This is a genomic window from Ensifer adhaerens (assembly GCF_000697965.2).
Lineage (GTDB): Bacteria > Pseudomonadota > Alphaproteobacteria > Rhizobiales > Rhizobiaceae > Ensifer > Ensifer adhaerens.
Map to the genome: position 1 here is coordinate 3,788,234 of NZ_CP015880.1, position 22,404 is coordinate 3,810,637.

General features: G+C 63.5%; 23 protein-coding genes. 13 read left to right on the forward strand and 10 right to left on the reverse strand.

Features of this window, described 5'->3' with window-relative positions:
- Positions 1-139 precede the first annotated feature (139 nt).
- On the reverse strand, positions 140-1,999 hold the full coding sequence (locus FA04_RS18310; protein ID WP_034805009.1) for an extracellular solute-binding protein: 1,860 nt from the start codon (positions 1,997-1,999) through the stop codon (positions 140-142).
- A gap of 231 nt (positions 2,000-2,230) precedes the next feature.
- Between FA04_RS18310 and mepA the strand changes: the two genes are divergently transcribed.
- The 6 genes from mepA (at position 2,231) to FA04_RS18340 (ending at position 8,360) form a co-directional block, all read left to right on the forward strand.
- On the forward strand, positions 2,231-3,283 hold the full coding sequence (mepA, locus tag FA04_RS18315) for a penicillin-insensitive murein endopeptidase (protein WP_034805006.1): 1,053 nt from the start codon (positions 2,231-2,233) through the stop codon (positions 3,281-3,283).
- A gap of 105 nt (positions 3,284-3,388) precedes the next feature.
- Entirely contained in the window at positions 3,389-3,769 is a 381-nt protein-coding gene (locus tag FA04_RS18320; protein ID WP_034805003.1) for a methylglyoxal synthase, read from the forward strand.
- Positions 3,770-3,882: 113 nt separating this feature from the next.
- The gene (locus FA04_RS18325; protein WP_034804985.1) at positions 3,883-4,902 is read left to right on the forward strand and encodes a glucokinase; all 1,020 of its coding nucleotides are present in this window, start codon (positions 3,883-3,885) and stop codon (positions 4,900-4,902) included.
- 112 nt (positions 4,903-5,014) lie between these two features.
- Positions 5,015-6,850 (forward strand): ABC transporter ATP-binding protein, encoded by a 1,836-nt coding sequence (locus FA04_RS18330; protein ID WP_051659689.1) that lies wholly within the window; start codon positions 5,015-5,017, stop codon positions 6,848-6,850.
- A 21-nt stretch (positions 6,851-6,871) separates the two neighbouring features.
- Positions 6,872-7,690, forward strand: a complete 819-nt coding sequence (gene dapB / locus FA04_RS18335; RefSeq protein WP_034804982.1) for a 4-hydroxy-tetrahydrodipicolinate reductase — start codon at positions 6,872-6,874, stop codon at positions 7,688-7,690.
- A 34-nt stretch (positions 7,691-7,724) separates the two neighbouring features.
- Positions 7,725-8,360 carry a 2,3-bisphosphoglycerate-dependent phosphoglycerate mutase gene (locus FA04_RS18340; protein WP_034804979.1) on the forward strand — a complete coding sequence of 212 codons (636 nt, stop codon included), beginning with the start codon at positions 7,725-7,727 and terminating at the stop codon, positions 8,358-8,360.
- Positions 8,361-8,437: 77 nt separating this feature from the next.
- On the opposite strand, the gene FA04_RS18345 is transcribed toward FA04_RS18340, so the two are convergent.
- Entirely contained in the window at positions 8,438-9,325 is an 888-nt protein-coding gene (locus FA04_RS18345; RefSeq protein ID WP_034804968.1) for a methylated-DNA--[protein]-cysteine S-methyltransferase, read from the reverse strand.
- Positions 9,326-9,428: 103 nt separating this feature from the next.
- A complete protein-coding gene (locus FA04_RS18350) occupies positions 9,429-9,926 on the reverse strand; it encodes a DUF2244 domain-containing protein (RefSeq protein ID WP_034804964.1) in 498 nt (165 codons plus the stop codon).
- 22 nt (positions 9,927-9,948) lie between these two features.
- Between FA04_RS18350 and nth the strand changes: the two genes are divergently transcribed.
- Positions 9,949-10,719: an endonuclease III gene (gene nth / locus FA04_RS18355; protein WP_034805307.1), complete on the forward strand. Its 771-nt coding sequence runs from the start codon at positions 9,949-9,951 to the stop codon at positions 10,717-10,719.
- Positions 10,720-10,741: 22 nt separating this feature from the next.
- Here nth and FA04_RS18360 read toward each other — a convergent pair whose 3' ends face one another.
- Positions 10,742-11,335 (reverse strand): TetR/AcrR family transcriptional regulator, encoded by a 594-nt coding sequence (locus tag FA04_RS18360; RefSeq protein ID WP_034804961.1) that lies wholly within the window; start codon positions 11,333-11,335, stop codon positions 10,742-10,744.
- Between the two features lie 68 nt (positions 11,336-11,403).
- On the opposite strand from FA04_RS18360, the gene FA04_RS18365 reads away from it, so the two are divergent.
- Positions 11,404-11,832 carry a VOC family protein gene (locus tag FA04_RS18365; protein ID WP_034804958.1) on the forward strand — a complete coding sequence of 143 codons (429 nt, stop codon included), beginning with the start codon at positions 11,404-11,406 and terminating at the stop codon, positions 11,830-11,832.
- Positions 11,833-11,919: 87 nt separating this feature from the next.
- Positions 11,920-12,912 carry an adenosine kinase gene (locus tag FA04_RS18370; protein ID WP_034804955.1) on the forward strand — a complete coding sequence of 331 codons (993 nt, stop codon included), beginning with the start codon at positions 11,920-11,922 and terminating at the stop codon, positions 12,910-12,912.
- 39 nt (positions 12,913-12,951) lie between these two features.
- Here the strand turns inward: FA04_RS18370 and FA04_RS18375 are convergent, their stop codons facing one another.
- Positions 12,952-13,503, reverse strand: coding sequence for an SH3 domain-containing protein (locus tag FA04_RS18375; RefSeq protein WP_034804952.1), 552 nt, complete (start codon positions 13,501-13,503; stop codon positions 12,952-12,954).
- A 182-nt stretch (positions 13,504-13,685) separates the two neighbouring features.
- Between FA04_RS18375 and FA04_RS18380 the strand changes: the two genes are divergently transcribed.
- Positions 13,686-14,690 (forward strand): 2-hydroxyacid dehydrogenase, encoded by a 1,005-nt coding sequence (locus tag FA04_RS18380; RefSeq protein ID WP_034804939.1) that lies wholly within the window; start codon positions 13,686-13,688, stop codon positions 14,688-14,690.
- A gap of 61 nt (positions 14,691-14,751) precedes the next feature.
- Here FA04_RS18380 and FA04_RS18385 read toward each other — a convergent pair whose 3' ends face one another.
- Genes FA04_RS18385 through recF form a run of 3 tightly spaced genes read right to left on the reverse strand, consistent with a single transcriptional unit; the run spans position 14,752 to position 17,143 of the window.
- The gene (locus tag FA04_RS18385) at positions 14,752-15,219 is read right to left on the reverse strand and encodes a GNAT family N-acetyltransferase (protein ID WP_034805304.1); all 468 of its coding nucleotides are present in this window, start codon (positions 15,217-15,219) and stop codon (positions 14,752-14,754) included.
- Positions 15,220-15,229: 10 nt separating this feature from the next.
- Positions 15,230-15,991, reverse strand: a complete 762-nt coding sequence (locus tag FA04_RS18390; RefSeq protein ID WP_034804936.1) for a molybdopterin-synthase adenylyltransferase MoeB — start codon at positions 15,989-15,991, stop codon at positions 15,230-15,232.
- 27 nt (positions 15,992-16,018) lie between these two features.
- Complete coding sequence (recF, locus tag FA04_RS18395) at positions 16,019-17,143, reverse strand: DNA replication/repair protein RecF (protein ID WP_034805301.1); 1,125 nt, start codon at positions 17,141-17,143, stop codon at positions 16,019-16,021.
- A 203-nt stretch (positions 17,144-17,346) separates the two neighbouring features.
- On the opposite strand from recF, the gene FA04_RS18400 reads away from it, so the two are divergent.
- Together FA04_RS18400 and FA04_RS18405 are read left to right on the forward strand one after the other, a co-directional pair.
- On the forward strand, positions 17,347-17,991 hold the full coding sequence (locus FA04_RS18400) for a DUF47 domain-containing protein (RefSeq protein WP_034805298.1): 645 nt from the start codon (positions 17,347-17,349) through the stop codon (positions 17,989-17,991).
- A complete protein-coding gene (locus FA04_RS18405; protein ID WP_034804933.1) occupies positions 17,991-18,995 on the forward strand; it encodes an inorganic phosphate transporter in 1,005 nt (334 codons plus the stop codon). Before FA04_RS18400 ends, FA04_RS18405 begins: the two co-directional genes overlap by 1 nt.
- Positions 18,996-19,043: 48 nt before the next feature.
- Here the strand turns inward: FA04_RS18405 and FA04_RS18410 are convergent, their stop codons facing one another.
- Together FA04_RS18410 and FA04_RS18415 are read right to left on the reverse strand one after the other, a co-directional pair.
- Positions 19,044-20,432 carry a serine hydrolase gene (locus FA04_RS18410; protein WP_034804931.1) on the reverse strand — a complete coding sequence of 463 codons (1,389 nt, stop codon included), beginning with the start codon at positions 20,430-20,432 and terminating at the stop codon, positions 19,044-19,046.
- A gap of 140 nt (positions 20,433-20,572) precedes the next feature.
- Entirely contained in the window at positions 20,573-21,472 is a 900-nt protein-coding gene (locus tag FA04_RS18415; protein WP_034804929.1) for a LysR family transcriptional regulator, read from the reverse strand.
- Positions 21,473-21,605: 133 nt separating this feature from the next.
- Here FA04_RS18415 and FA04_RS18420 point away from each other — a divergent pair, with 133 nt between their 5' ends.
- Positions 21,606-22,355 (forward strand): SDR family oxidoreductase, encoded by a 750-nt coding sequence (locus FA04_RS18420; protein ID WP_034805296.1) that lies wholly within the window; start codon positions 21,606-21,608, stop codon positions 22,353-22,355.
- Positions 22,356-22,404 lie beyond the last annotated feature (49 nt).

A 22,404-nucleotide genomic window follows, 5' to 3' on the forward strand; every position in this document is an offset into this window, starting at 1 on the left:
GACCGGCGAAGCGTCGGCAAGCCGTCTATGGTGTCTCAATCCCTGTGTCTCCTTGCGGCTGTCAGGCCCGGATCGGGGCTTGTTTCAGTGATTCGTTTTTTTGCATTTGGAATCGAGACGCCATTCGAGTGCAAGGACTTCATTTGGGGGAGGCGTTTTTCGACCACCACGCGTCCGGAAAGCCTATTCCGTAGTAGGGCAGTTCCTGCGGACGGGCGAGCTGGTTCCAGTAAGCCACGCGAACCGAGCGCGAGTAGAACAGCGGAACCACGAAGTGATGGGCGAGAAGAACGCGATCGAGGGCCCGTGTTGTTGCCACCAGTTCGTCGCGGTTGGGCGCGAAGATGATCCTGCGGATGAGTTCGTCGATCGCCGGATCGGATATGCCGGCATAGTTTCGCGATCCCTGCTGATTGACCGAAGCCGAACCCCAGTAGTCGATCTGCTCGTTGCCGGGTACCAGTGTTTGCGCCCATATGCCGTAGATCATGTCATAGTCGAAGCTTCGGACGCGGTTGGTGTATTGCGAATCGTCGACGGTCCGGATGCGCGCATCGATGCCGATCTTCTTCACGCTGTTGATGAACGGCGTGACGGTGCGCTCGAACGACGGGTTGGCCAAGAGTAATTCGAAGCTGAAGGGCTCGCCGCTCTTTACGTTGACCAGGCGGTTGCCCTTGAGTTCGTAGCCCGCCTCCTTGAACAGCGCCAGCGCCTTGCGCAGGTTGTCGCGCACCTTCTGCGGGTCGCCGTTGACCGGGTTCGCGTAGGGCACGGTGAAGACTTCTGGAGGAACCTTGTCCTTCAGTTCCTCCAGAATGGCCTTCTCGCGTCCTTCCGGCAAAGCCTTGGAGGCAAGCTCGGTGCCCCAGAAATAGCTGTCGACACGCTGGAAGGCGTTGTAGGCGAGGTTGCGGTTCAGGTCCTCGAAGTCGAAGGCGTAGTTCAGCGCCTCGCGCACGCGCTGATCCTTGAATTTGTCGCGGCGCATGTTCGGCACGAAGGCTTGCATGATGCCGGCTGCGCGCAGCGGATTCTCGATCTCCTCGCGGACCACACGGCCATCCTTCATCGCCGGAAAGTCATAGGCGGTCGCCCAGTGACTGGCGCTGTTGTCCTGGTAGAAATCGACGTTGCCGGCGCGGAAGGCTTCGAACTGCACGTTCCTGTCGCTGAAGAAGGCATAGCTGATCACGCCGAAATTATATTGCCCGACATTGACGTTGAGGCTCTTGCCCCAATAGTCGTCCCTGCGTTCGAAGCGGATCGAGCCGCCGGCCTGGAACGACGCAATCTTGTAGGGGCCTGAGCCCATCACCGGCTCCAGCGTCGTGCGGCTGATGTCGCGCTTGTTGCCCTTCTCGTCCTCGCCTTCCCACCAGTGTTTCGGCACGATGGGGAACTGGCCGAGGATGTTCGGCATTTCGTGGTTGTTCTTCTCGTCGAAGCGGAAGGTGACGTCGCGGTCGCCAGTCTTTTCCGCCGAAACCACGTGGCGGTAGTAGTTGGACAGAAGCGGATTGTGTTCCTTCACTTTTTCGAACGAAAAAACCACGTCCTCCGGCGTCACAGGCTTTCCGTCAGCCCACTTGGCCTCGGCGCGCAGGCGAAACGTCGCGGAGGAAATATCGTCGGGATAGGAAACGCCCTCGGCCAGCAGCCCATAGGCGGTTGTGATCTCGTCCTCGGCCGATTTCATCAACGTATCGAAGACGAGCGAGGTTACGCCGCTCGCCGCCTCGCCCTTGGAGAGAATTGGATTGAAGGTATCGAATGTACCGCTCTCCGACAGGCGCAGCTCTCCACCCTTGGGAGCGTCAGGATTGACGTAGTCGAAGCGCGCAAAATCGGGCTTGTATTTCAGTTCACCGATTGACGATGTTCCGTAGCGCCAGACGGGCTGTTCTTGGGCATTGCCTGCAGGAGGGAGGAGAAGAAACGCCGCTGTCAGTAGCGAGGCAGCGAGGCCAGGTTTCACGGTCCTGCAGAAGTTTGGCATCCAGCCGGTACCCCTTATATTTCAATCTTCTTTTGCGAGAGCATAGGCGAAATCAGGGCAAATGACAGGCACTGCCGCAAATCAGGCCAAATTTTTGAGTCACATCCCGGTGATTCACAAGCGTGTAACGCGTAAGGCTGAGGCAAAGACGGGGCCTTAGGATCGGGGTTCGCCGGAGAGGCATGCCGCACATCGGCGCCGCTCGCCGCGAGACAAACGGGACGAAATTCAATGATTGCTCCATTTCGACGTTGCGGCTCGGCGTTTCTTGCGCTGCTGCTCGGAACAAGCCTCCTGATCGCCGACAACGCCGCGGCGGACGAAACGCCGGCCAAGGCGCTTTTCGGCGCCAAGGCCCTGCCTGCCGAGATGGCGGCAAATTCCTACGGCTTCTATGCGAAGGGATGCCTAGCCGGCGGTGTCGCCATCCCGACCGACGGGCCGACCTGGCAGGCAATGCGGCTGTCGCGCAACCGCCGCTGGGGCCATCCGCAGATGATCGCGCTGATCGAGCAGTTTTCCCACGACGCCGCCGACAAGGTCGGCTGGCCGGGCCTGTTGCTCGGCGATATCTCGCAGCCACGCGGCGGGCCGATGCTGTCGGGCCACGCCTCGCACCAGATCGGGCTCGATGCCGATATCTGGCTGACGCCGATGCCGCAACGCACGCTTACCTATCGCGAGCGCGAGGACATCTCCGCCACCTCGATGTTGCAGAAGAACAAATTCCTGACGGTCGACCGTTCGATCTGGACGCCGAAGCACGCGCAGCTGATCATGTTGGCGGCGAGCTACCCGCAGGTGGAGCGCGTCTTCGTCAATCCGGCGATCAAGAAGAAGCTTTGCGATACCTGGACGGGCGACCGCACCAATCTTGGCAAGGTCCGGCCGATCTACGGCCACGATTATCACTTCCACATCCGCATCAAGTGCCCCGCCGGCGCTTCGACCTGCAAGGACCAGGCGGAAGTGCCGGCGGGCGACGGCTGCGACAAGTCGCTGGCCTGGTGGTTCACCGACGAGCCATGGGCGAAGCCGACCAAGAAGCCGGACGCAAAGCCCGTCAAGCCGAAGGTGACGACGCTTGCCGACTTGCCGAAGGCCTGCGCTCTGGTCCTGAACGGCCCGGCGCCGGCCTCAGAAGCGGCCGCCACTTTTGGCACGGCCTACCGGGCTGCCGCGCCGGCCGCAGCGAACGATAGTATCGAGCAGGTGATCGGTGCGTCCGGTGATGTCCCGCCGGCCGATATCCCCGTACCAATGGCGCGTCCGACGCTGCAGTAGGATTAAGGACACACGAGTGGGGCGGGGAGGCATCAGCCTTCCCATTCCCGTGGCGCTCATGTATAGGGCAATCAAATCGATTTAAATATTGATGCGAGGCCCGGCATGGCGGATCGAAAATGTGTTGCGCTGATCGCGCATGATCAGAAGAAGGACGATCTTGCGGACTTTGCCAAGGCGCACGAGACGGTTCTGGCTGACTGGCGGATCGTCGCCACCGGCACGACCGGCGGTCGCGTCCTCGACGTCTGCCCAAGCCTCGATATCACCCGGCTGAAAAGCGGCCCCCTCGGCGGTGACCAGCAGATCGGCGCGATGATCGCCACCGGCGAAGTGCAACTGTTGATCTTCTTCGTCGATCCGCTGACCGCTATGCCGCACGATGTCGACGTCAAGGCGCTGATGCGCCTCGCCATCGTCTACGACATTCCGATGGCGCTCAATCGTGCAACGGCCGAGCAGTTGATCGACCTGAACCCCAGATGATGCGGGCTCCCGGCGGGCGGATTCTACTGAAATCCTCCCGCACTTTTCCTCATCCCGTTCTGTCTGATAGACAGTTCAGCAACCCAAGATGACGATCAGGATGGATCTTTGCGATGTCCGGTACCAGTGAACACAGCTTTCCCTTTCCGATCCTGATCGGCGACATCGGCGGCACCAATGCGCGCTTCGCCCTGCTCATCGACGCTTTTGCCGACCCGAAGCAGCTGCCGCCGATCAAGACCGGTGATTTCGAGACGATCGAGGAGGCGCTGCAGAAGAGCATTCTCGACAAGACCTCCGTGCAGCCGCGCTCGGCGATCCTGGCGGTCGCTGGTCCGATTCGGGGCGACGAAATTCCGTTGACCAACGCCGGCTGGGTGATCCGGCCGAAGGACATGCTTTCGAGCCTCGGCCTCGAAGACGTGCTCATCATCAACGACTTCGAGGCGCAGGCGCTTGCCGTCGCCGCTCCGGCGGATGAGGATCTGGTGCAGATCGGCGGCGGCAGCATTCGGCCGATGACCTCCCGCGTCGTGCTGGGTCCGGGAACTGGCCTTGGCGTCGGCGGTCTGGTCTTTGCCCAGCACACCTGGTTCCCGGTGCCGGGCGAAGGCGGACATGTCGATATCGGTCCGCGCACTGAGCGCGACTTCCAGATCTGGCCCTTTCTCGAGCCGATCGAAGGCCGCATGGCCGGCGAGCAGATCCTCTGCGGCCGCGGCATCATGAACCTTTACCGCGCCGTCTGCGCCGCCGATGGCGTTGACCCGGTTCTGACGGACCCCGCGGAAGTAACGACGCACGCGCTGGCTGAGAGCGACAGGGCGGCGATCGAGACCATCTCGCTGTTTTCGACCTATCTCGGGCGGGTCGCCGGCGACATGGCTCTGATCTTCATGGCCCGTGGCGGCGTTTTCCTGGCGGGCGGCATCTCGCAGAAGATCCTGCCGGCGCTCTTGAAGTCGCCCTTCCGTGCTGCCTTCGAGGACAAGGCGCCGCACTCGGCGCTGATGCGGACGATCCCCACCTTTGCCGTCATTCACCCGATGGCGGCACTCTCGGGATTGGCGGCCTTTGCCCGCACACCGAGGGATTTCGGTGTGGCAACGGAAGGACGCCGCTGGAGAAGCTGAGCCCGCTGCGCGCGCAATGACTCGCCAAAGCGATATCAAACCACTATAGAGCGCCGGGAAAGATCGGGCCGGATGCCGGCTCTCCAGATTGGTTCCAGGGAAGACGGGCTTTTTGAGCGCCAGCAAGAAAAAACAGCACGCGGTCGACTCCGATACGATCAGCGGAATCCTCAAGCGGGTGATTGCCGAAAACGGTCGTGACCACATTCGCGGCTATGTTTTCGCCATCAGTTGCCTGGCCGTGGTCGCCGCGACGACCGGCTTTACCGCCTCGATCATGGAAACCGTGATCAACGAGGCCTTCGCCAACAAGCGGGCGGACATCGTTCTGCTCGTCTGCGGCGCAATCCTTGCCGCCTTCGTGCTGCGCGGCTTTGCCACCTATGGCCAGGCCGTCGCGCTTTCGAAGATCGGCAACAACATCGTCGCGCGCTACCAGCGCCGCCTTTATGCCCATCTGATGGCGCTCAGCGTCGGCTATTTCAACGAGACCCGCTCGGCGCAGCTTGCAGCCCAGATCAGCCAGAATGTCAGCGGCATTCGCGACGTGCTCAATCTGACCGTTACCTCAATCGCGCGCGACCTGCTGACGCTGATCGGCCTGGTCGGCGTCATGTTTGCCAAGGACTGGTTGCTGTCGATCATCGTCTTTGTCGCAGCGCCTCCTCTGCTCCTGGGCCTGCGCTATGTGTCCAAGCGCTTGCGCTCGGCCACGCGCGAGGCGATCGAGGTCAACAGCCGTGTTCTCGGCGCGATGCAGGAGACCATTCAGGGCATCACCATCGTCAAGGCCTTCACCATGGAAGGCGAGCTGCGTGGCAAAGTCGAGACGATCATCGACCGGGCCGAAAACCGCGCCAACCGCATTGCGCGGCTGAGCGAGCGTACCGCGCCGATGACCGAAACCTTCGCGGGTCTGGCGATTTCGGCCGTGCTTGCCTATTCGGCTTTCCGCGCCATCTACGCCGACGTGCCGCCCGGTGCCTTCTTCGCCTTCGTCGTCGCCCTGCTCATGGCCTATGATCCGGCCCGCCGCCTGGCGCGTCTTCAGGTCTCGCTCGAACGCGCCGCCGTCAACGCCCGCATGGTCTACGAGATCCTCGACACCGTGCCGCACCAGCGCGACAAGGCCGATGCCAAGGAACTGGCGTTTACGAATGCCGCTGTCGAACTGCGTGACGTGCGCTTCCGCTATCCCAATGGCGACGAGGTGCTGAAGGGCGTCAGCTTCGTGGCCGAGGGCGGCAAGACGACCGCGCTGGTCGGCCCCTCGGGTGCCGGCAAGTCGACGGTCATCAGCCTCATTCCACGGTTCTACGATCCGGCATCCGGCCAGATCCTTATCGACGGGCAGGACATCGCCGACGTCACCAAGCAGTCGCTGCGCCAGGGCATCGCCTATGTGTCGCAGCAGCCCTATCTCTTCGAAGGCTCGATCCGCGACAACATCCGCTACGGCCGCATCGACGCGACGGATGCCGAGGTGGAGGACGCCGCACGGCTTGCCTACGCCCATGAGTTCATCCTTGCGCAGCCGCAGGGCTACGATACGCCGGTCGGCGAGAACGGCATGACGCTGTCGGGCGGCCAGCGCCAACGTCTGTCGATCGCACGTGCGCTTGTGCGCAACGCCCCGATCCTTCTGCTCGACGAGGCTACCTCCGCGCTGGATACCGAATCGGAAGCCGCCGTGCAGAAGGCGCTCGACCACGCGATGGATGGCCGCACGGTGATCGTGATCGCACATCGACTTTCGACCGTCGTCAACGCCGACAAGATCATCGTCATGAAGGATGGCTCCGTCGTCGAGGAAGGCACCCATGTCGATCTTGCACGGCGGCCGGACGGTCTCTACGCTCGCCTCCACAATCTCCAGGGCCAGTCTTCGGAAGAGCAGTCGCCTGAAGGCGAGGCGCCCGAAGCGCCGGCCGACGCCGAAATTCACTAGCGGACAAGAAGGAAATCACCGATGGGCGCAAACGATATGAAGCTCGTGGTGGTGGGTGCGGCCGGCCGTATGGGTCAGACGCTGATCAGGACGGTTCACGCGATGGATGGCGTTCGCCTGCATGCGGCCATCGAGCGCCCGGGTTCCCCCTTCATTGGCCGCGATGCGGGCGAGCTCTCCGGCCTCGGCCCGATCGGCGTGCCGGTGACCGACCAGCCGCTCGAAGCCTTCGTCGAAGCAGAAGGCGTCCTTGATTTCACGGCGCCGGCTGGCACCGTCGAGTTTGCCGGGCTCGCCGCCCAGGCCCGCATCGTCCATGTGATCGGCACCACCGGCTGCTCGTCCGACGACGAGGCGAAAATCCGCGCTGCCGCCCGCCACGCTCGTATCGTCAAGTCGGGCAATATGAGCCTCGGCGTCAACCTGCTCGGTGTGTTGACGGAGAAGGCGGCGCGGGCGCTGGGTTCGGCCGACTGGGACATCGAAATCCTCGAAATGCACCACAAGCACAAGGTAGATGCGCCCTCGGGCACGGCCCTGCTTCTCGGCGCTGCGGCGGCGAAGGGGCGCGATATCGCCCTTGCCGACCACTCCGTGCGCGTGCGTGACGGTCATACGGGTCCGCGTCCGGCTGGCACGATCGGTTTTGCGACGCTGCGCGGCGGCTCGGTCATCGGCGAACACTCGGTCATTCTTGCCGGCGAAGGCGAGCAGGTGACGCTCTCGCACAGCGCCACGGACCGTTCGATCTTCGCGCGCGGCGCCGTCACCGCTGCACTCTGGGCCCGCGGCCAGAAACCCGGCTTCTATTCGATGCTCGACGTTCTCGGGCTCAACTGACCTTTCCACTCTCAAGTCTCAAGGGGAATTCGACATGAGCGGTACTCTCGTCCTCGTCCGGCATGGCCAGAGCGACTGGAACCTGAAGAACCTGTTCACCGGCTGGCGTGATCCGGACCTGACGGAACTCGGCGTCGAGGAAGCCAAGGCCGGCGGCAAGGCGCTTGCCGACTACGGCATCAAGTTCGACATCGCGTTCACTTCGGACCTCGTTCGCGCCCAGCGCACCTGCCAGTTCGTGCTCGACGCCGTCGGCCAGTCCTCGCTCGAAACGATCCGCGACCAGGCGCTGAACGAACGCGACTACGGCGACCTGTCGGGCCTTAACAAGGATGACGCCCGCGAGAAGTGGGGCGAAGAGCAGGTGCATATCTGGCGCCGCTCCTACGACATTCCGCCTCCGGGCGGCGAGAGCCTGCGCGACACCGGCGCACGCGTCTGGCCCTATTACCTGACCGAGATCCTGCCGCGCGTGCTGTCGGGCCAGAAGGTCCTGGTCGCTGCACACGGCAACTCGCTGCGCTCGCTGGTCATGGTGCTCGATCGCCTGAGCAAGGAACAGATCCTGAAGCTCAACCTCGCGACCGGCGTGCCGATGGTCTACAAGCTCAACGCCAATTCGACCGTCGCTTCCAAGGAAGTGCTCGGCGACATGTCCGGCGCCCACTGAGCGCTGACAGACGGAGAATGAAAAAGGGGCGCTTGGCGCCCCTTTTTGCGTCTGTGATGATGCTGGGAAGCCTGTAATCAGATCGTGCCGTCGGCCGCCTTGCCGGCTTCCCAGCCGAGGATGGCGCGTTTGCGCGTCAGCCCCCAGTGATAGCCGGTGAGATCGCCGCTTTTGCCAAGCGCGCGGTGGCACGGAACCACGAACGAGATCGGGTTGCGCCCGACCGCAGCACCCACGGCGCGCGATGCCGTCGGCTGGCCGATGTTGCCGGCGATGTTCGAATAGGTGGTGGCGCAGCCGAGCGGGATCTTGAGCAGCGCCTGCCAGACCCGGATCTGGAAGTCGGAGCCGATGAGGAAGATGCGCAGCGGCTCGTCCTGCCGCCAGCGCGAAGGATCGAAGATGCGCGCGGCGTATTGGGACGTCGCCGCGCTGTCCTCGATGTAGCGGGCGTTCGGCCAGCGTTGCGCCATGTCCTCGAAGCTGGCCTGCTCGCCGCCGGCATCGTTGAAGGCAAGGCCGGCGAGGCCGCGCTCGGTGATCATCACCAGCGCCGTGCCGAAGGGCGAGGGGTGATAGCCGAAGCGGATTGTCAGCCCTTCGCCGCGCGCCTTCCATTCACCCGGCGACATCGCCTCGTGGGTGACGAACAGGTCGTGCAGCCGGCTCGGTCCTGACAGGCCCACTTCGATGCTGGTTTCCAGCAGCGGCATGTCTTCCTGGCGCAGCAGGCGCTTGGCGTGGTCGAGCGTGACGGCCTGCAGGAAGGCCTTCGGCGAAAGCCCGGCCCAGCGGGTGAAGACCTTCTGGAGCTGCGTCGGCGACTGCTTCAGGCGCTGTGCCACGGATTCGAGCGACGGCTGGTCGCGATAGTCCTCGGTGAGCATTTCGATCACGCGGCTGACCGTATCATAGTCGGTGCCTTTCGGCGTGATATCGGTGGGTACGGATGTCGCAATGTTCATGGCTCTTCTCCTGTCTTGTCACAGGTAACCATTTGCTGGCCCCGTCAACCACCCGAAACTTGAAAACATGCGATCGGCGGGGTGCCGCCACAAGCGCCAGGCGTCAGCGGCGGCGAACGGTCGCAAGCGCGCCCGAGAGCGCCAGCGCAAAAGTCTCGCGGTCGTCGCGGTTGAGGAACGAGCCGATATCGGTTCGGCGGCCACCGCCGCTGATCGTCATCGAGACGATGCCGATCTCCTGATGCCGGGCGACATTCAAGCGCGCCCAGAACGGATTGAAACGATGTTCGCTGATCTGGCCCGAGGGCGTGAACTTGCGCACCGAAACGTCCGTCCTGCTAACGCGGACCTCTTCGCGGCTGAGCCCCGAGCGATTGTTCAGCCAGAACGCGCCGAACAGCAGCAGGTAGTCGAGCCCGAAAAAGAACACCACCGGCCAGGCGCCGATGATGAGGAAGACGAGGCCGTGAACGAGGCTCAGGAGCCCGGCGATCAGGAAGAACATTTTGAAGCCGCGGCGCCCGAGCGAGCGATAGGGCGTGAGCTCGGCGGTGAAGACCGGAGCGTCCTCAGATGGGGTGGTGGCGTTGCCATGGATCATGACCTTTGACTATAGATGCATCATGAAAAACGTGAAGCCAAAATTGCCCGTGGGTGTTGCAAAACCGAAGGCGAGCCGCCGCGCCACGCCGCGGGTGAAGAGCCTCTATAGCCAGGACGAGCTCAAGGAGATCTTCCGTCGCTTCTCGATCCAGCGGCCGGAGCCGAAGGGCGAGCTCGAGCACGTCAATCCCTTCACGCTGGTCGTCGCCGTGGCGCTCTCGGCGCAGGCGACCGATGCCGGCGTCAACAAGGCGACGCGTGCGCTCTTTGCCATCGCCGATACGCCGGAAAAGATGCTGGCGCTCGGCGAAGAAAAAGTCCGGGACTACATCAAGACCATCGGCCTCTATCGCAACAAGGCGAAGAACGTCATCGCGCTGAGCGAAAAGCTGATCCGCGACTTCGGCGGCGAGGTGCCGCGCACACGCGAAGAGCTGGTGACTCTGCCGGGCGTCGGGCGCAAGACCGCCAATGTCGTGCTCTCCATGGCCTTCGGCCAGTCGACGATCGCCGTCGACACCCACATCCTGCGCATCGCCAACAGGATCTGTCTGGCGCCGGGCAAGACCCCGGACGAGGTGGAAGACAAGCTGATAAAGATCATCCCCGACGAGTATCTCTACCACGCCCATCACTGGCTGATCTTGCACGGGCGCTACTGCTGCAAGGCGCGCAAGCCTGAGTGCGAGCGCTGCGTCATCGCCGATATCTGCAAGTCGCCGGAAAAGACCTGCGACATCCCGGCGTCGCTCGTCGAATTGCCGCCGCAGATGATCTCCGCCGCAAGCTGACGCCTGCCGTAAACGCTGATCCTTACGGCGACACCATCCGGTCGATCAGCGTGCCGATCGTTTCCGCATAGACCTCGCTCGACGCGCCATCGGCTATGTCGAGCGCCGCGCGATCGAAGGCAGCTGAAAGCAGCGAAGCCATGGCCGACAACCTTTCGGCAGAAACGGTGGCCGGAGCCATTGCCTCGGCAATCCCTTCCTCGAGCGTTCTCTGCGCGTTGGCCGCGTCGATCGCCATCATCTCCAGCTTACCGAGGACGGCAGGTCCATCAAGCAAGAGCAGGCGGATACGCCCCGGCTCGCGCATGGCGTCGAAATAGGCGCGGGCGCCGACCTTCAGTGCCTGGCGGGCCGAAAGGTCGCCTGACGTCGCCTGCTCGATCGACGTCGCCACAGCAATTGCTTCCCGTTCCGCCACCGCGCGAAACAACGCCTTCTTGTCTTCGAAGTGGTGATAGAGCGCGCCGCGGGTCAGGCCGGCGGCCGCGACGATGTCCGGCGTCGAGGTGTCGGCGTAGCCCCTGGTGACGAAGAGGCCGCGGGCGGCATCGAGGATCGCGGCGCGCGTCGTGTCGGAGCGCTCGCGATTGGAGCGTCGGGAGACTTCCTGTTGCATACATGCAGCCTGTATGTTAATTGAAGAAACATACAGATTGTATGATATTGCCGGAGCGAGGAAAAGCCATGAAATCGACGAGCTATTACCCGGTCATCATGACGGCCGACGTTGCCGCCACCGCCGCCTTCTATGTCGATCACTTCCGTTTCCAGGCGCTCTTCACCAGCGACTGGTATGTGCATCTTCAATCGGTCGAGGACGAGCATGTGACGTTGGCCGTGCTCGATTACCGCCACGAGACGATCCCCGAGGAGGCGCGTGCGCCGACGCGCGGTCTGCTTTTGAACTTCGAGGTCGATAATCCGGATGCGATCTATGCGCAGGCGCTTGCTGCCGGCCTGCCGATCCTCAAAACCTTGCGCGACGAGGATTTCGGCCAGCGCCATTTCATCACTGCCGACCCGAATGGCGTGCTGATCGATATCATCAAGCCCATTCCGCCGAGCGCCGAATTCGCCGCCGCCTATGAGGAAAGCGCGCTTCCTACGGCGTGAAGCCGCCTGCACGCGTCTTTTGTCTTCCAAATGGCCGGAAAACCGGTATTAACGAACACCGGCCATCACGGAGACCGGACGAGGTTCATGACAAAATACGACGTGCTGACGATCGGCAACGCCATCGTTGATATCATCGCGCGCTGCGACGATGCTTTTCTCAATGAAAACGGCATCATAAAGGGCGCCATGAACCTCATCGATGCCGAGCGAGCCGAGTTGCTGTACTCGCGCATGGGCCCGGCGGTCGAAGCCTCCGGCGGCAGCGCCGGCAATACGGCTGCGGGCGTTGCCAGCCTCGGCGGCCGCGCTGCCTATTTCGGCAAGACCGCAAGCGACCAGCTCGGCGAGATCTTCGCCCACGACATCCGTGCCCAGGGCGTCTATTTCCAGACGAAGCCGCTCGAAACCGTGCCGCCGACGGCGCGCTCGATGATCTTCGTCACCGAGGATGGCGAACGGTCGATGAATACCTATCTCGGCGCCTGCGTCGAGCTTGGCCCCGAGGACGTCGAAGCCGACGTCGTCGCTGAGGCCAAGGTCACCTATTTCGAAGGTTATCTCTGGGATCCGCCGCGCGCCAAGGATGCTATCCGCGAAACCGCACGGATCGCCCACGCGAATGGCCGCGAGACCGCGATCACGCTGTCGGACAGCTTCTGCGTTCACCGCTATCGCGACGAGTTCCTGGAACTCATGCGCTCCGGCACGGTCGACATCGTCTTTGCCAACAAGCAGGAGGCGCTGGCGCTCTACGAGACCGAGGATTTCGATCTGGCGCTGGAGAAGCTCTCGAAGGATTGCAAGCTTGCGGCGGTAACGCTCAGCGAAGAGGGTTCGGTTGTCGTGCGCGGCGACGAACGCGTTCGGGTCACCGCAACGCCGATCGCCCAGGTTGTCGATACGACCGGCGCCGGCGACCTCTATGCCGCCGGCTTCCTTCACGGCTACACGAGCGGGCGCTCGCTCGAAGACTGCAGCAAGCTCGGCAATCTCGCGGCCGGCATCGTCATCGGCCAGATCGGGCCGCGGCCGATGGTCTCGCTGGAAACGGCCGCCAAACAGGCTGGTCTCGCCTGATCCGACCGAATTGATTTTTGGTTAAAGACGGGCGCGGCCTTACTTGAAGGCCTCGCCCGGATAGGCGCCCCAGATTTCGCCTTGGGCGATCCAGCCTTCGACGCCTTGCGCTTCGGCATGGCACCAGTCGCCATTGCACTCGCCGACTTTCACGATGACACCGGGCTCCATGCGGGCGACGATCGGGGAATTGCCCTGCGCGTCGCGGCGCATGTTGACGAAGACGCCTTCGCCCTTGCCGCGCATCCAGGGGGCTGCAACGGCTGTGCGGTCGCCGGAAAGCAGCGCCTGGTTCACCCAGCCCTCGGTGCCGTCGGCGTCGCGGATGCGGCGCCAGTTATCGTACTCCTGAATGATCTCGACCGGCACGCCCGGCTTCATGTAGCGGAAGGCGACCGCGTAATCGACGCTCGGGCCGATCCGCAGATTGACGCTCTTGGACTTCAGGCTGACGAAGCGCGGCAGCGGCAGCCCGCTGGCGCCCTTGGCGGCCTGAGCGTAAGCCGCTGACGTCATGATCGCGGCGCCAAGGCAGGCGGCGATCAACGAGAGCGAGAATCTGGAAATGACGTGACGCATGACGAAGCCCATTTTCCGTGGCACTAGCTTTTGCAGGCGCAGTTCACTTGAGGCCCATGGGTCGGGCGGAAATCGCGGGGACGACGACGCGAGTTTTGTTTGTCTTCCCGGTGGGGTCTGGTAGAAATTGCGGCTACAGGGAGAAAGTATCGCCCAACTTGGTTAAGGACCCGTCAACAAGGCCCGTCGCAGCAATGACAAGCAAGAAGAAGCCCACGGTCTACATCACCCGCAAATTGCCTGACATCGTGGAGACGCGCATGCGCGAGCTCTTCGATGCGGAGCTGAACATCGACGACACGCCGCGCAGCCAGCCGGAACTCGTTGCCGCGGTGAAACGCGCCGACGTGCTGGTGCCGACGGTGACCGATCGCATCGATGCGGCGCTGATCGAGCAGGCCGGCCCGCAGCTGAAGCTGATCGCGAGCTTTTCCAACGGCGTCGACAACATCGATGTCGATGCTGCGGCCCGCAAGGGTATCACCGTGACCAACACGCCGAACGTGTTGACCGAAGACACCGCGGACATGGCGATGGCGCTGATCCTCGCCGTGCCGCGCCGGCTTGCCGAAGGTGCGCAGATCCTGACCGATCGCAAGGGCGAATGGGCTGGCTGGTCGCCGACCTGGATGCTCGGCCGGCGCATTGCCGGCAAGCGCATCGGCATCGTCGGCATGGGCCGGATCGGCACCGCTGTCGCCCGCCGCGCCAAGGCCTTCGGCCTTTCGATCCACTACCACAACCGCCACCGGGTGAAGGCGGAAACCGAAGAGATGCTGGAGGCGACCTATTGGGACAGCCTCGACCAGATGCTTGCCCGCGTCGATATCGTCTCGGTCAACTGCCCGTCGACGCCGGCGACCTACCACCTGCTCTCGGCACGGCGATTGGCGCTGATGCGACCGGACAGCTACATCGTCAACACCGCCCGCGGCGGCATCATCGACGAGACGGCGCTGATCAAGTCGCTGCGTGAAGGCAAGATCGCTGGCGCCGGCCTCGACGTCTTCGAGAACGAGCCGGCCGTCAATCCGAAGCTGATCAAGCTTGCCGGTGAGGGCAAGGTCGTGCTCCTGCCGCATATGAGCTCGGCGACGCTTGAGGGTCGCATCGACATGGGCGAGAAGGTGGTGATTAACATCCGCACCTTCTTCGATGGCCACCGACCACCGGACCGCGTGCTTCCCGGCCGCGATTGATGGCGAAACGCCGCACGGCCTTGTCGTGCGGTCGTCCATCCGGTTCGCTCAAGCCCGGAAGCTAAAGTGTCTTGCGCATCTCGATCGCCGTCGGCCGGGTAAAACCGGGATGGCACATCGTGTCGCTCTGGACGAAGCCCCAGGCGGCAAAGGCGCGGTGATTGTCGATGAGTTCGATGCGGGTGAGAAGCCTCAGCGCCGGCAGCTTCAGCGCACGCGCCGTCGCCTCCGCTTCGGCGAGCAGCAGCCGACCGATACCCTTTCCTTGCGTCTCAGGCGCGACGGCAAGCTTGCCGATATAGAGACAATCGTCCTCCGGTTTGCAGAAGATGCAGCCGACGAGCCTTTCGCCGTCGCGGACGCCGAAGGCGATCTCGTCAACGATCTTCTGCCGGAGCAACTCGATGTTCAACGCATGCGCCGACGACGGCGGGTCGATCCGCCCGTCCATGTAGGAGAAGGCGCCAAGGATCAGCGCCAGCAGTTCCTCGTAGCGGTCGAATGCTTCGTCGATGCGAAAGATCTGCACCATGGTCGGCCTATGCTCTGCGGCGATAGCGGATGGTGTTGAACTGTGCCGTCAGCGCGTCATACATCAGCAGCCGTCCGACCAGCGGTTCGCCGAAGCCGGCGATCACCTTGATTGCCTCCATCGCCTGCAAGGTGCCGATGACGCCAGTCAGCGCGCCGACGATGCCGGCCTCCGCGCAGGAGGGCACGACACCGGCCGGCGGCGGCTCGGGAAAGAGATCGCGATAGGAGGGGTTCGGCCGTCCATCGGCGCCGGCGCTGTAGGGCATCAGCACCGTCAGAGATCCGTCGAAGCGGCCGACGGCGCCGGTCACCAGCGGAATGCCGACCGCTGCCGCCGTATCGGCGGCGAGATAGCGCGTATCGAAATTGTCCGAGCCGTCGATCACCAGGTCATATTGCCGGAAAAGCGCCTCGGCATTGTCGGGGTTGAGCCTGAGCCTGTGTTCGTCGACGCCGACATGCGGGTTGAGGGCGGTGATCGCCTCGGCGGCCCGCTCGACCTTGGCGCGGTCGATGTCTTCCGTGCGGTGGATGATCTGCCGCTGCAGGTTGGAAAGCGCGACCGCATCGTCGTCGACGATGCCGATCCGGCCGATGCCGGCGGCGGCAAGATAGACGAGCACTGGAGCGCCGAGCCCGCCGGCCCCGATCACCAGCACACGGGCCGCCTTCAGCCTTTGTTGCCCGGCACCCCCGATCTCCGGCAGCACGATATGGCGGGCGTAGCGGGTGATCTCCGATTGGTCGAGCTTGTTCTCACCGGTCATGGCAAAATCCTCCTCGGTGACCTCTGCTTATCCCGTAACACTGCCGTGCGAAACCGTCAGAAAGCGGCCGCGTTCGCCCAGCGCCTCGAACATCGCTTGGTCCGTCCCGGTCATGAAGGCCTGGCCGCCAAGGCCGTCGACGAGATCGAACAGAGCGGCGCGCCGGTTGACGTCGAGATGGGCGGCGATCTCGTCGAGCAGCAGGATCGGCGCGTGGCCGGTCATGTCGCCGACGAGGCGCGCATGCGCCAGCACCAGGCCGACGAGCAGCGCCTTCTGCTCTCCGGTCGAGCAGCGTGCTGCCTCCATGTCCTTCTCGCGGTGACGCACGAGCAGGTCGCTCCGGTGCGGCCCGTCGAGCGTGCGCCCCGCCGCGGCGTCGCGCGGACGCCCATCACGCAGCATCGTCAGATATTGTTCTTCCAGATCATAGGCCGGACGATGGCCCTCGTCGTCGAGAAAGCCCGACAACGCCAGGCGCGCCGAGGGAAAGACGCTTTCATCGACAGTGCGCTCGACCAGCGCCGTCAACAGACCGAGCATTTCCTGCCGCGCCAGCGCCATGGAGACGCCGAGACCGGCCATTTCCTTTTCGATCGCCGTCAGCCAGGAAGGGTCCGGGCGGAATTCACCGAGCAGCCGGTTGCGGCTGCGCATCGCCCGGTCGAATTCGCTGGAGCGACGGCCGTGCTCCGGATCGAGCGACAGTACAAGACGATCGAGGAAACGCCGCCGGTCGGCCGAAGGCCCGGTAAAGAGCCCATCCATCGATGGCGTCAGCCAGAGGACGCGCAGGTGATCGGTCAGTTCGTCGACGGTCGCTGCCGGTGTTCCATTCAGCCGCAGCCGCCGGGATTGCCCTTCCGTGACGCCGGCAGTCCCGGTGCCGATCTCGACGGTTCCCTCCATGCCCTCGACTTCCGCAAAGACCGAGAACCCGTCGCCGGCACCGACCCGGGTCACGTCCGCATAGGCTGCGCGCCTGAGGCCGCGGCCGGGCGAAAGGAAAGAGACGGCTTCCATGAGGTTGGTCTTGCCGGCGCCGTTCTCCCCCGTCAGCACCACATGGCGCTGATCGAGCTCAAGCGAGAGGGCCGCATAGTTGCGGAACTCCGTAAGCTTCAGGCGGTTGAGAAAGACCTTGTTTGGCATCGGCAGTCCGGATTCGACGTTGGGCGCAGCTAGGACGAAAGCGCCTGCCAAGGCAAGGCGAAATGGGGCGCGTCGCCATATCGTGCAAGATAGGCCGATATCGACAGGGGAAAGGCGACAAACCCCTTTGATTCGGTGCTTTTCATAAAGGACCTAGTGAAATATGACAGCCGCATGACAATCCACAGATGGATATACGTGTGATGCTGGCCTGGTTCCGCAAACTTCTTCCCCGCGAGGATCGCTTCTTCGACCTCTTCGCAAAACATTCGCGCACCGTCGTCGGTGCTGCCGATGCGCTCGACAAGGTTCTCGCTGGCGGCGACGATCTGGAAAGACACTGCGACCGGATCGTCGCGTTCGAGGATGAGGCGGACCACATCACCGCCGAGGTGCTGCTGGCCGTGCGCCGGTCCTTTATCACGCCCTTCGACCGCGGCGACATCAAGGATCTAATCCAGTCGATGGATGATGCCATCGACATGATGCACAAGACCGTCAAGACGATCCGCCTTTACGAACAGAAGAGCTTCGATCCCGGCATGCGCGAAATGGGCACCACGGTCGTCAAGGCCGCGCACCTGATCGCCGAGGCCATTCCGCTGCTCGATAGGATCGGCGCCAATCACGACCGCCTGATCGCGATCGCCGAAGAGGTCACCCGCATCGAGGGCCGCTCCGACGAACTGCACGAACAGGGCCTCAAGGACCTGTTCCGCCGCCACGGCGCCAGCAACCCGATGGCCTACATCATCGGCAGCGAGATCTATGGCGAGCTCGAAAAGGTCGTCGACCGCTTCGAGGACGTCGCCAATGAAATCAGCGGCATCGTGATCGAGAACGTCTGATGGATGCGACGCTCGCCTTTCCGTTGCTCGTCGGGCTGATCGGCATCGCGCTGTTCTTCGACTTCCTGAACGGTCTGCACGACGCCGCCAACTCGATCGCGACGATCGTCTCGACACGGGTGCTGAGACCGCAGTACGCGGTCATGTGGGCGGCCTTTTTCAACTTCATCGCCTTCCTGTTCTTCGGCCTGCACGTGGCCGAGACGCTGGGCAAGGGCATCATCGATCCCGGCATCGTCACGCCGCTGGTGATCTTCTCGGCGCTGATCGGCGCAATCGTCTGGAACATCGTCACCTGGCTCTTCGGCATCCCGTCGAGTTCGTCGCACGCGCTGATCGGCGGCCTCGTCGGTGCCGGTCTTGCGAGCACCGGTTTCAGTTCGATCGTCTGGACCGGCCTCCTGAAGACCGTCGGCGCGATCTTCATGTCGCCGGCGATCGGCTTTTTCCTGGCGCTCATGCTGGTGCTGATCGTTTCCTGGATCTTCGTGCGCCAGACGCCCTTTGCCGTCGACCGCACCTTCCGCGTCATGCAGTTCGTCTCGGCCTCGCTCTATTCGCTCGGCCATGGCGGCAACGACGCGCAGAAGACCATGGGCATCATCGCGGTGCTGCTCTACTCGCAAGGCTATCTCGGCTCGGAGTTCTATGTGCCGTTCTGGGTGGTGATCACCTGCCAGGCGGCGATCGCGCTCGGCACGCTGTTCGGCGGTTGGCGCATCGTCCACACCATGGGCTCGAAGATTACCAGGCTCAATCCGATGCAGGGCTTCTGCGCCGAGACCGGCGGAGCGATCACGCTTTTTGCCGCCACCTGGCTCGGCATCCCGGTCTCGACGACGCACACCATCACCGGAGCGATCATCGGCGTTGGTGCTGCGCGTCGCGTTTCGGCCGTGCGCTGGGGGCTTGCCGGCAATATCGTCATTGCCTGGTTCATCACCATGCCCGCCGCAGCGGCGATTTCGGCGCTCGCCTACTTCACCATCGATCTGCTGTTCTGATCGATCTGGAAATCGTCTCCCGCCTGCTTACGAGGCGGGAGGCGCCCGTCATTTCGAGACCCGAGGCGCAGGGCTGCTCTGCCCACCCTGGTGCAAGGTCAGGCTTTCGGCTCGGTCGCCTTTGAGCGTGAAGCTGATCTGGGCATCGATGAGCTTCGTAAAGAAGCGGTGCTCGGCCTCCGGAAGGATTTCGAGCCGGTCCTGCCCGGTCGCCTGGGCAAACAGGCTATCGCCATCCTGAAAGATCGTGAGTTCGAAGTCGGGCGCCAGCCTGTAGGTGCCGACATAGACATCATAGCGCGCCGGGTCGATCACTATGGCCGTACGCTCGACGATCGGCGGCGCAAGCGGCGCGTTGCGATTGAGCAGATGGCGGCCGATGTCGTCGACGCCGACCTCGGTCGACGCGTTGGAGAGAGCGACGACGCCGACACCCGTCGACGGACGGTAGCCGACGAAGGATCTATAGCCGCCGGTTCCCCCATTGTGCCAGATGAACTGCTCGTCGCCCTTGCCAGAGACGACCCAGCCGAGCGCCTGCTGGTCGCGATCGCCGTTGCCGAGCGGTTGTCGGGTCGACAGCAGCGCGCTGAAGGCGGGAGCGAGCGGCGATGCCGTCTTTCCCATGGCCGCCTCAAGGAAAAGCAGGAGATCGTCCACGGTCGAGCGCAGGGCGCCTGCACCCTGCAGCGCGTCGAGATCCCAATCGCTCACCGGCTCCATGGCCGCATCGTGGCCCGTTGCCCGGCGTTCCGCCCAATCGGGCTGCTGCGTGATCGCCGTGTCCTTCATGCCGAGGGGAACGGCGATACGGCTGATGACGAGGTCTTCATAGGAGACCCCGGCCTTCAAGGCGATCGCGTGGCCGAGAAGCCCGGCGCCGAGATTGGAGTATTCATGCTCGACGCCGGGGCGGCGCTGCGGCTTGTGACTGGAGAGGAAAGCATAGAGCTTCGCCGCGTCGTAGCCGGCATAGGGATTGCTCATGTCGGCCGGCACCAGATTGCTGGGCAATCGCGGCAGGCCGGACATGTGCGTTGCGAGGTCGCCGAGCGTGATCGGCGTCTGCTTGTTCTCGGGCATGATCACGCTCTCGGGAAGAAGCGTGGCGACGGGTGTGCTGAGGCTGAGTGTGCCTTTCTCCATCGCATCGGCCAGCAGCAGCGCGGTAAAGACCTTGGTGACCGAGCCGATCTCGAACACGGTCTGCCCGTCGACGGGGCGCGGGTCACCTTTGGCCGGATGGCCGTGGGCGATGATGCGCCGGCCATTGGCATCGATGATACCGACGACGATGCCGATCGACTGCTGCTGCTTGTCGATCCGGTCGGCCAGGATCTCCTGAATTTCTGCGTCGGTGGGAGCGGGAAGCGGACTTGCGTGAGCGTTGGTGCCAAGCGCCATGAGGACGATCCAGTTCAGAAAGCGGTTCCGCATGAAAGATAGGAATCCAATTTTCGGTTGTCAGGGGATGCGCTGATGATGCCAGCCGGTTTCGGTCAAGCCTTGGTCAAGACTTGATCGGCGATCGGCGCGATACCGTCGCCCGCAACGATTGTGCCGGGATTGCGGAGCCGTCACGGATCCCAATAGGGCGGATCGCCGAAGGCTTCCTTCAGGTGCTGGGCGATGGCTCTGAGCTTGGTGGAGGCGCGCCGGCCCTCTGGATGCGCCATGTAGATGAACTCCGGCTCCGGGCTGAGCCCGACGTCGATCTCGTTCAGTTGCCCCTCGCGCACGGCCGGACCGGCGATGAAGGCGGGCAACAGCGCGATGCCGAGCCCGGCGACGGCGGCATCGTGCAACATGTCGCCATTGTTCATGCCAAGCGCCAGGCGCGCCCGTACGACTGTCGCACCGCCAGGTCCTTCGAAGCGCCAGTCGGCAGCACCCCGGTTGGTGTAGAAGATGCCGCGATGGCCCTCGAGTTCGGCGAGCGACGCGGGCGTGCCGTGCCGGTCGAGATAGTCGGGCGCGGCGACCAGCAGGCGCCGGCTTCTCGCAAGTTTCCACACGACCAGCCGCGAGTCGGCGATCGCGCCATGGCGCACGATCGCGTCGTAGCCTTCGGAGGCGGCATCGACCCGTCGGTCGTCGAGGTCAAGCGTCAGCTCGATCTCCGGGTGTTGGGCCAGGAACGGATAGAGCGCCGGGCCGAGATGCCTTCGGCCGAAGCTGACGGGGGCCGCGATCCGAAGCGGTCCCGTCAGCAGCCCGCGGCGTTCGGCAAGATCGCTGGCGGCCGCCTGCACTTCGCTGACAATCCGGATGGCGCGCTCGCGAAACGCGATGCCATCCTCGGTGAGCGTCAGCTTGCGTGTGGTGCGGTGGAGAAGCGTGGCGTTGAGCCCGCGCTCCAGTTCTGCCACTCTTTCGCTGACGACGGATTTCGACAGCCGCAGGCGACGTGCCGCCTCGCTGATCGAGCCGGCTTCGGCCACGGCGACAAAGGCAGCTATTCCTTCGATCTTCATCATCGTTCGGCTTTTCCGAATTCGAGTTCCACGATTGGGAGACTAATCCGAACGACCGTTTTCCGCCATATCTGTGGGCATCGAAGGACGGCCAATTGAACCGGCCTCCTTCTCAACCCAGCAAGAGGATTTCATCATGTCACGTTTGGAGAACAAGACGGCACTCATCACCGGCGGCACCAGCGGCATCGGTCTCGAAACCGCCCGCCAGTTCATTGCCGAAGGCGCACGCGTTGCCGTCACCGGCACCAATCCGAAGAACATCGCCGAAGCCCGATCCGTCCTTGGCGAGGCTGCGCTCATCATCGAGGCCGATGCCGGCAATGTCGCCGGCCAGGCGGCCGTTGCCGAAAAGATCCGTGCCGCCTTCGGCACGCTCGACATCCTGTTCATCAATGCCGGCATCGCCAAGCTGCAGCCGATCGAAGAGTGGGACGAGGCGAGCTTCGACCGGTCGATCGCCATCAACGTCAAGGGCCCGTACTTCCTGATCCAGGCACTGCTGCCCGTGTTCTCCAAGCGCGCCTCGGTCGTGCTCAACACCTCGATCAACGCCCATATCGGCATGCCGACCTCCAGCGTCTATGCGTTGACCAAGGCGGGCCTGCTGTCGCTGGCCCGCACGCTCTCCGGCGAACTCATCGGCCGCGGCATCCGGGTCAATGCCGTCAGCCCCGGCCCAATCCGCACGCCGCTCCATGACGGCCACGCCCCGACGCCCGAACAAAACAAGCAAGTGGTCGATGCGATCGCCGCGCAGATCCCGCTTGGCCGTTTCGGCGATGCGAGCGAGATCGCCAAGGCCGTGGTCTTCCTCGCTTCGGACGAAGCCACCTTTACCGTCGGTGCCGAACTGATCGTCGATGGCGGCATGGCGACGCTTTAGGACGGCACCGATAAGGAGCTCGAAACCTGATCACCCAAGCGCCGCGGGT

Coding starts and splice junctions, on each gene's coding strand:
- FA04_RS18325 (WP_034804985.1), top strand. CDS start 3,883: ATGTCCGGTACCAGTGAACACAGCTTTCCCTTTCCGATCCTGATCGGC.
- FA04_RS18350 (WP_034804964.1), bottom strand. CDS start 9,926: ATGATCCATGGCAACGCCACCACCCCATCTGAGGACGCTCCGGTCTTC.
- FA04_RS18405 (WP_034804933.1), top strand. CDS start 17,991: ATGGATGCGACGCTCGCCTTTCCGTTGCTCGTCGGGCTGATCGGCATC.
- FA04_RS18400 (WP_034805298.1), top strand. CDS start 17,347: ATGCTGGCCTGGTTCCGCAAACTTCTTCCCCGCGAGGATCGCTTCTTC.
- FA04_RS18390 (WP_034804936.1), bottom strand. CDS start 15,991: ATGACCGGTGAGAACAAGCTCGACCAATCGGAGATCACCCGCTACGCC.
- FA04_RS18370 (WP_034804955.1), top strand. CDS start 11,920: ATGACAAAATACGACGTGCTGACGATCGGCAACGCCATCGTTGATATC.
- FA04_RS18345 (WP_034804968.1), bottom strand. CDS start 9,325: ATGAACATTGCGACATCCGTACCCACCGATATCACGCCGAAAGGCACC.
- FA04_RS18310 (WP_034805009.1), bottom strand. CDS start 1,999: ATGCCAAACTTCTGCAGGACCGTGAAACCTGGCCTCGCTGCCTCGCTA.
- FA04_RS18340 (WP_034804979.1), top strand. CDS start 7,725: ATGAGCGGTACTCTCGTCCTCGTCCGGCATGGCCAGAGCGACTGGAAC.
- recF (WP_034805301.1), bottom strand. CDS start 17,143: ATGCCAAACAAGGTCTTTCTCAACCGCCTGAAGCTTACGGAGTTCCGC.
- FA04_RS18365 (WP_034804958.1), top strand. CDS start 11,404: ATGAAATCGACGAGCTATTACCCGGTCATCATGACGGCCGACGTTGCC.
- mepA (WP_034805006.1), top strand. CDS start 2,231: ATGATTGCTCCATTTCGACGTTGCGGCTCGGCGTTTCTTGCGCTGCTG.
- FA04_RS18420 (WP_034805296.1), top strand. CDS start 21,606: ATGTCACGTTTGGAGAACAAGACGGCACTCATCACCGGCGGCACCAGC.
- FA04_RS18375 (WP_034804952.1), bottom strand. CDS start 13,503: ATGGGCTTCGTCATGCGTCACGTCATTTCCAGATTCTCGCTCTCGTTG.
- dapB (WP_034804982.1), top strand. CDS start 6,872: ATGGGCGCAAACGATATGAAGCTCGTGGTGGTGGGTGCGGCCGGCCGT.
- FA04_RS18380 (WP_034804939.1), top strand. CDS start 13,686: ATGACAAGCAAGAAGAAGCCCACGGTCTACATCACCCGCAAATTGCCT.
- FA04_RS18360 (WP_034804961.1), bottom strand. CDS start 11,335: ATGCAACAGGAAGTCTCCCGACGCTCCAATCGCGAGCGCTCCGACACG.
- FA04_RS18415 (WP_034804929.1), bottom strand. CDS start 21,472: ATGATGAAGATCGAAGGAATAGCTGCCTTTGTCGCCGTGGCCGAAGCC.
- nth (WP_034805307.1), top strand. CDS start 9,949: ATGAAAAACGTGAAGCCAAAATTGCCCGTGGGTGTTGCAAAACCGAAG.
- FA04_RS18320 (WP_034805003.1), top strand. CDS start 3,389: ATGGCGGATCGAAAATGTGTTGCGCTGATCGCGCATGATCAGAAGAAG.
- FA04_RS18410 (WP_034804931.1), bottom strand. CDS start 20,432: ATGCGGAACCGCTTTCTGAACTGGATCGTCCTCATGGCGCTTGGCACC.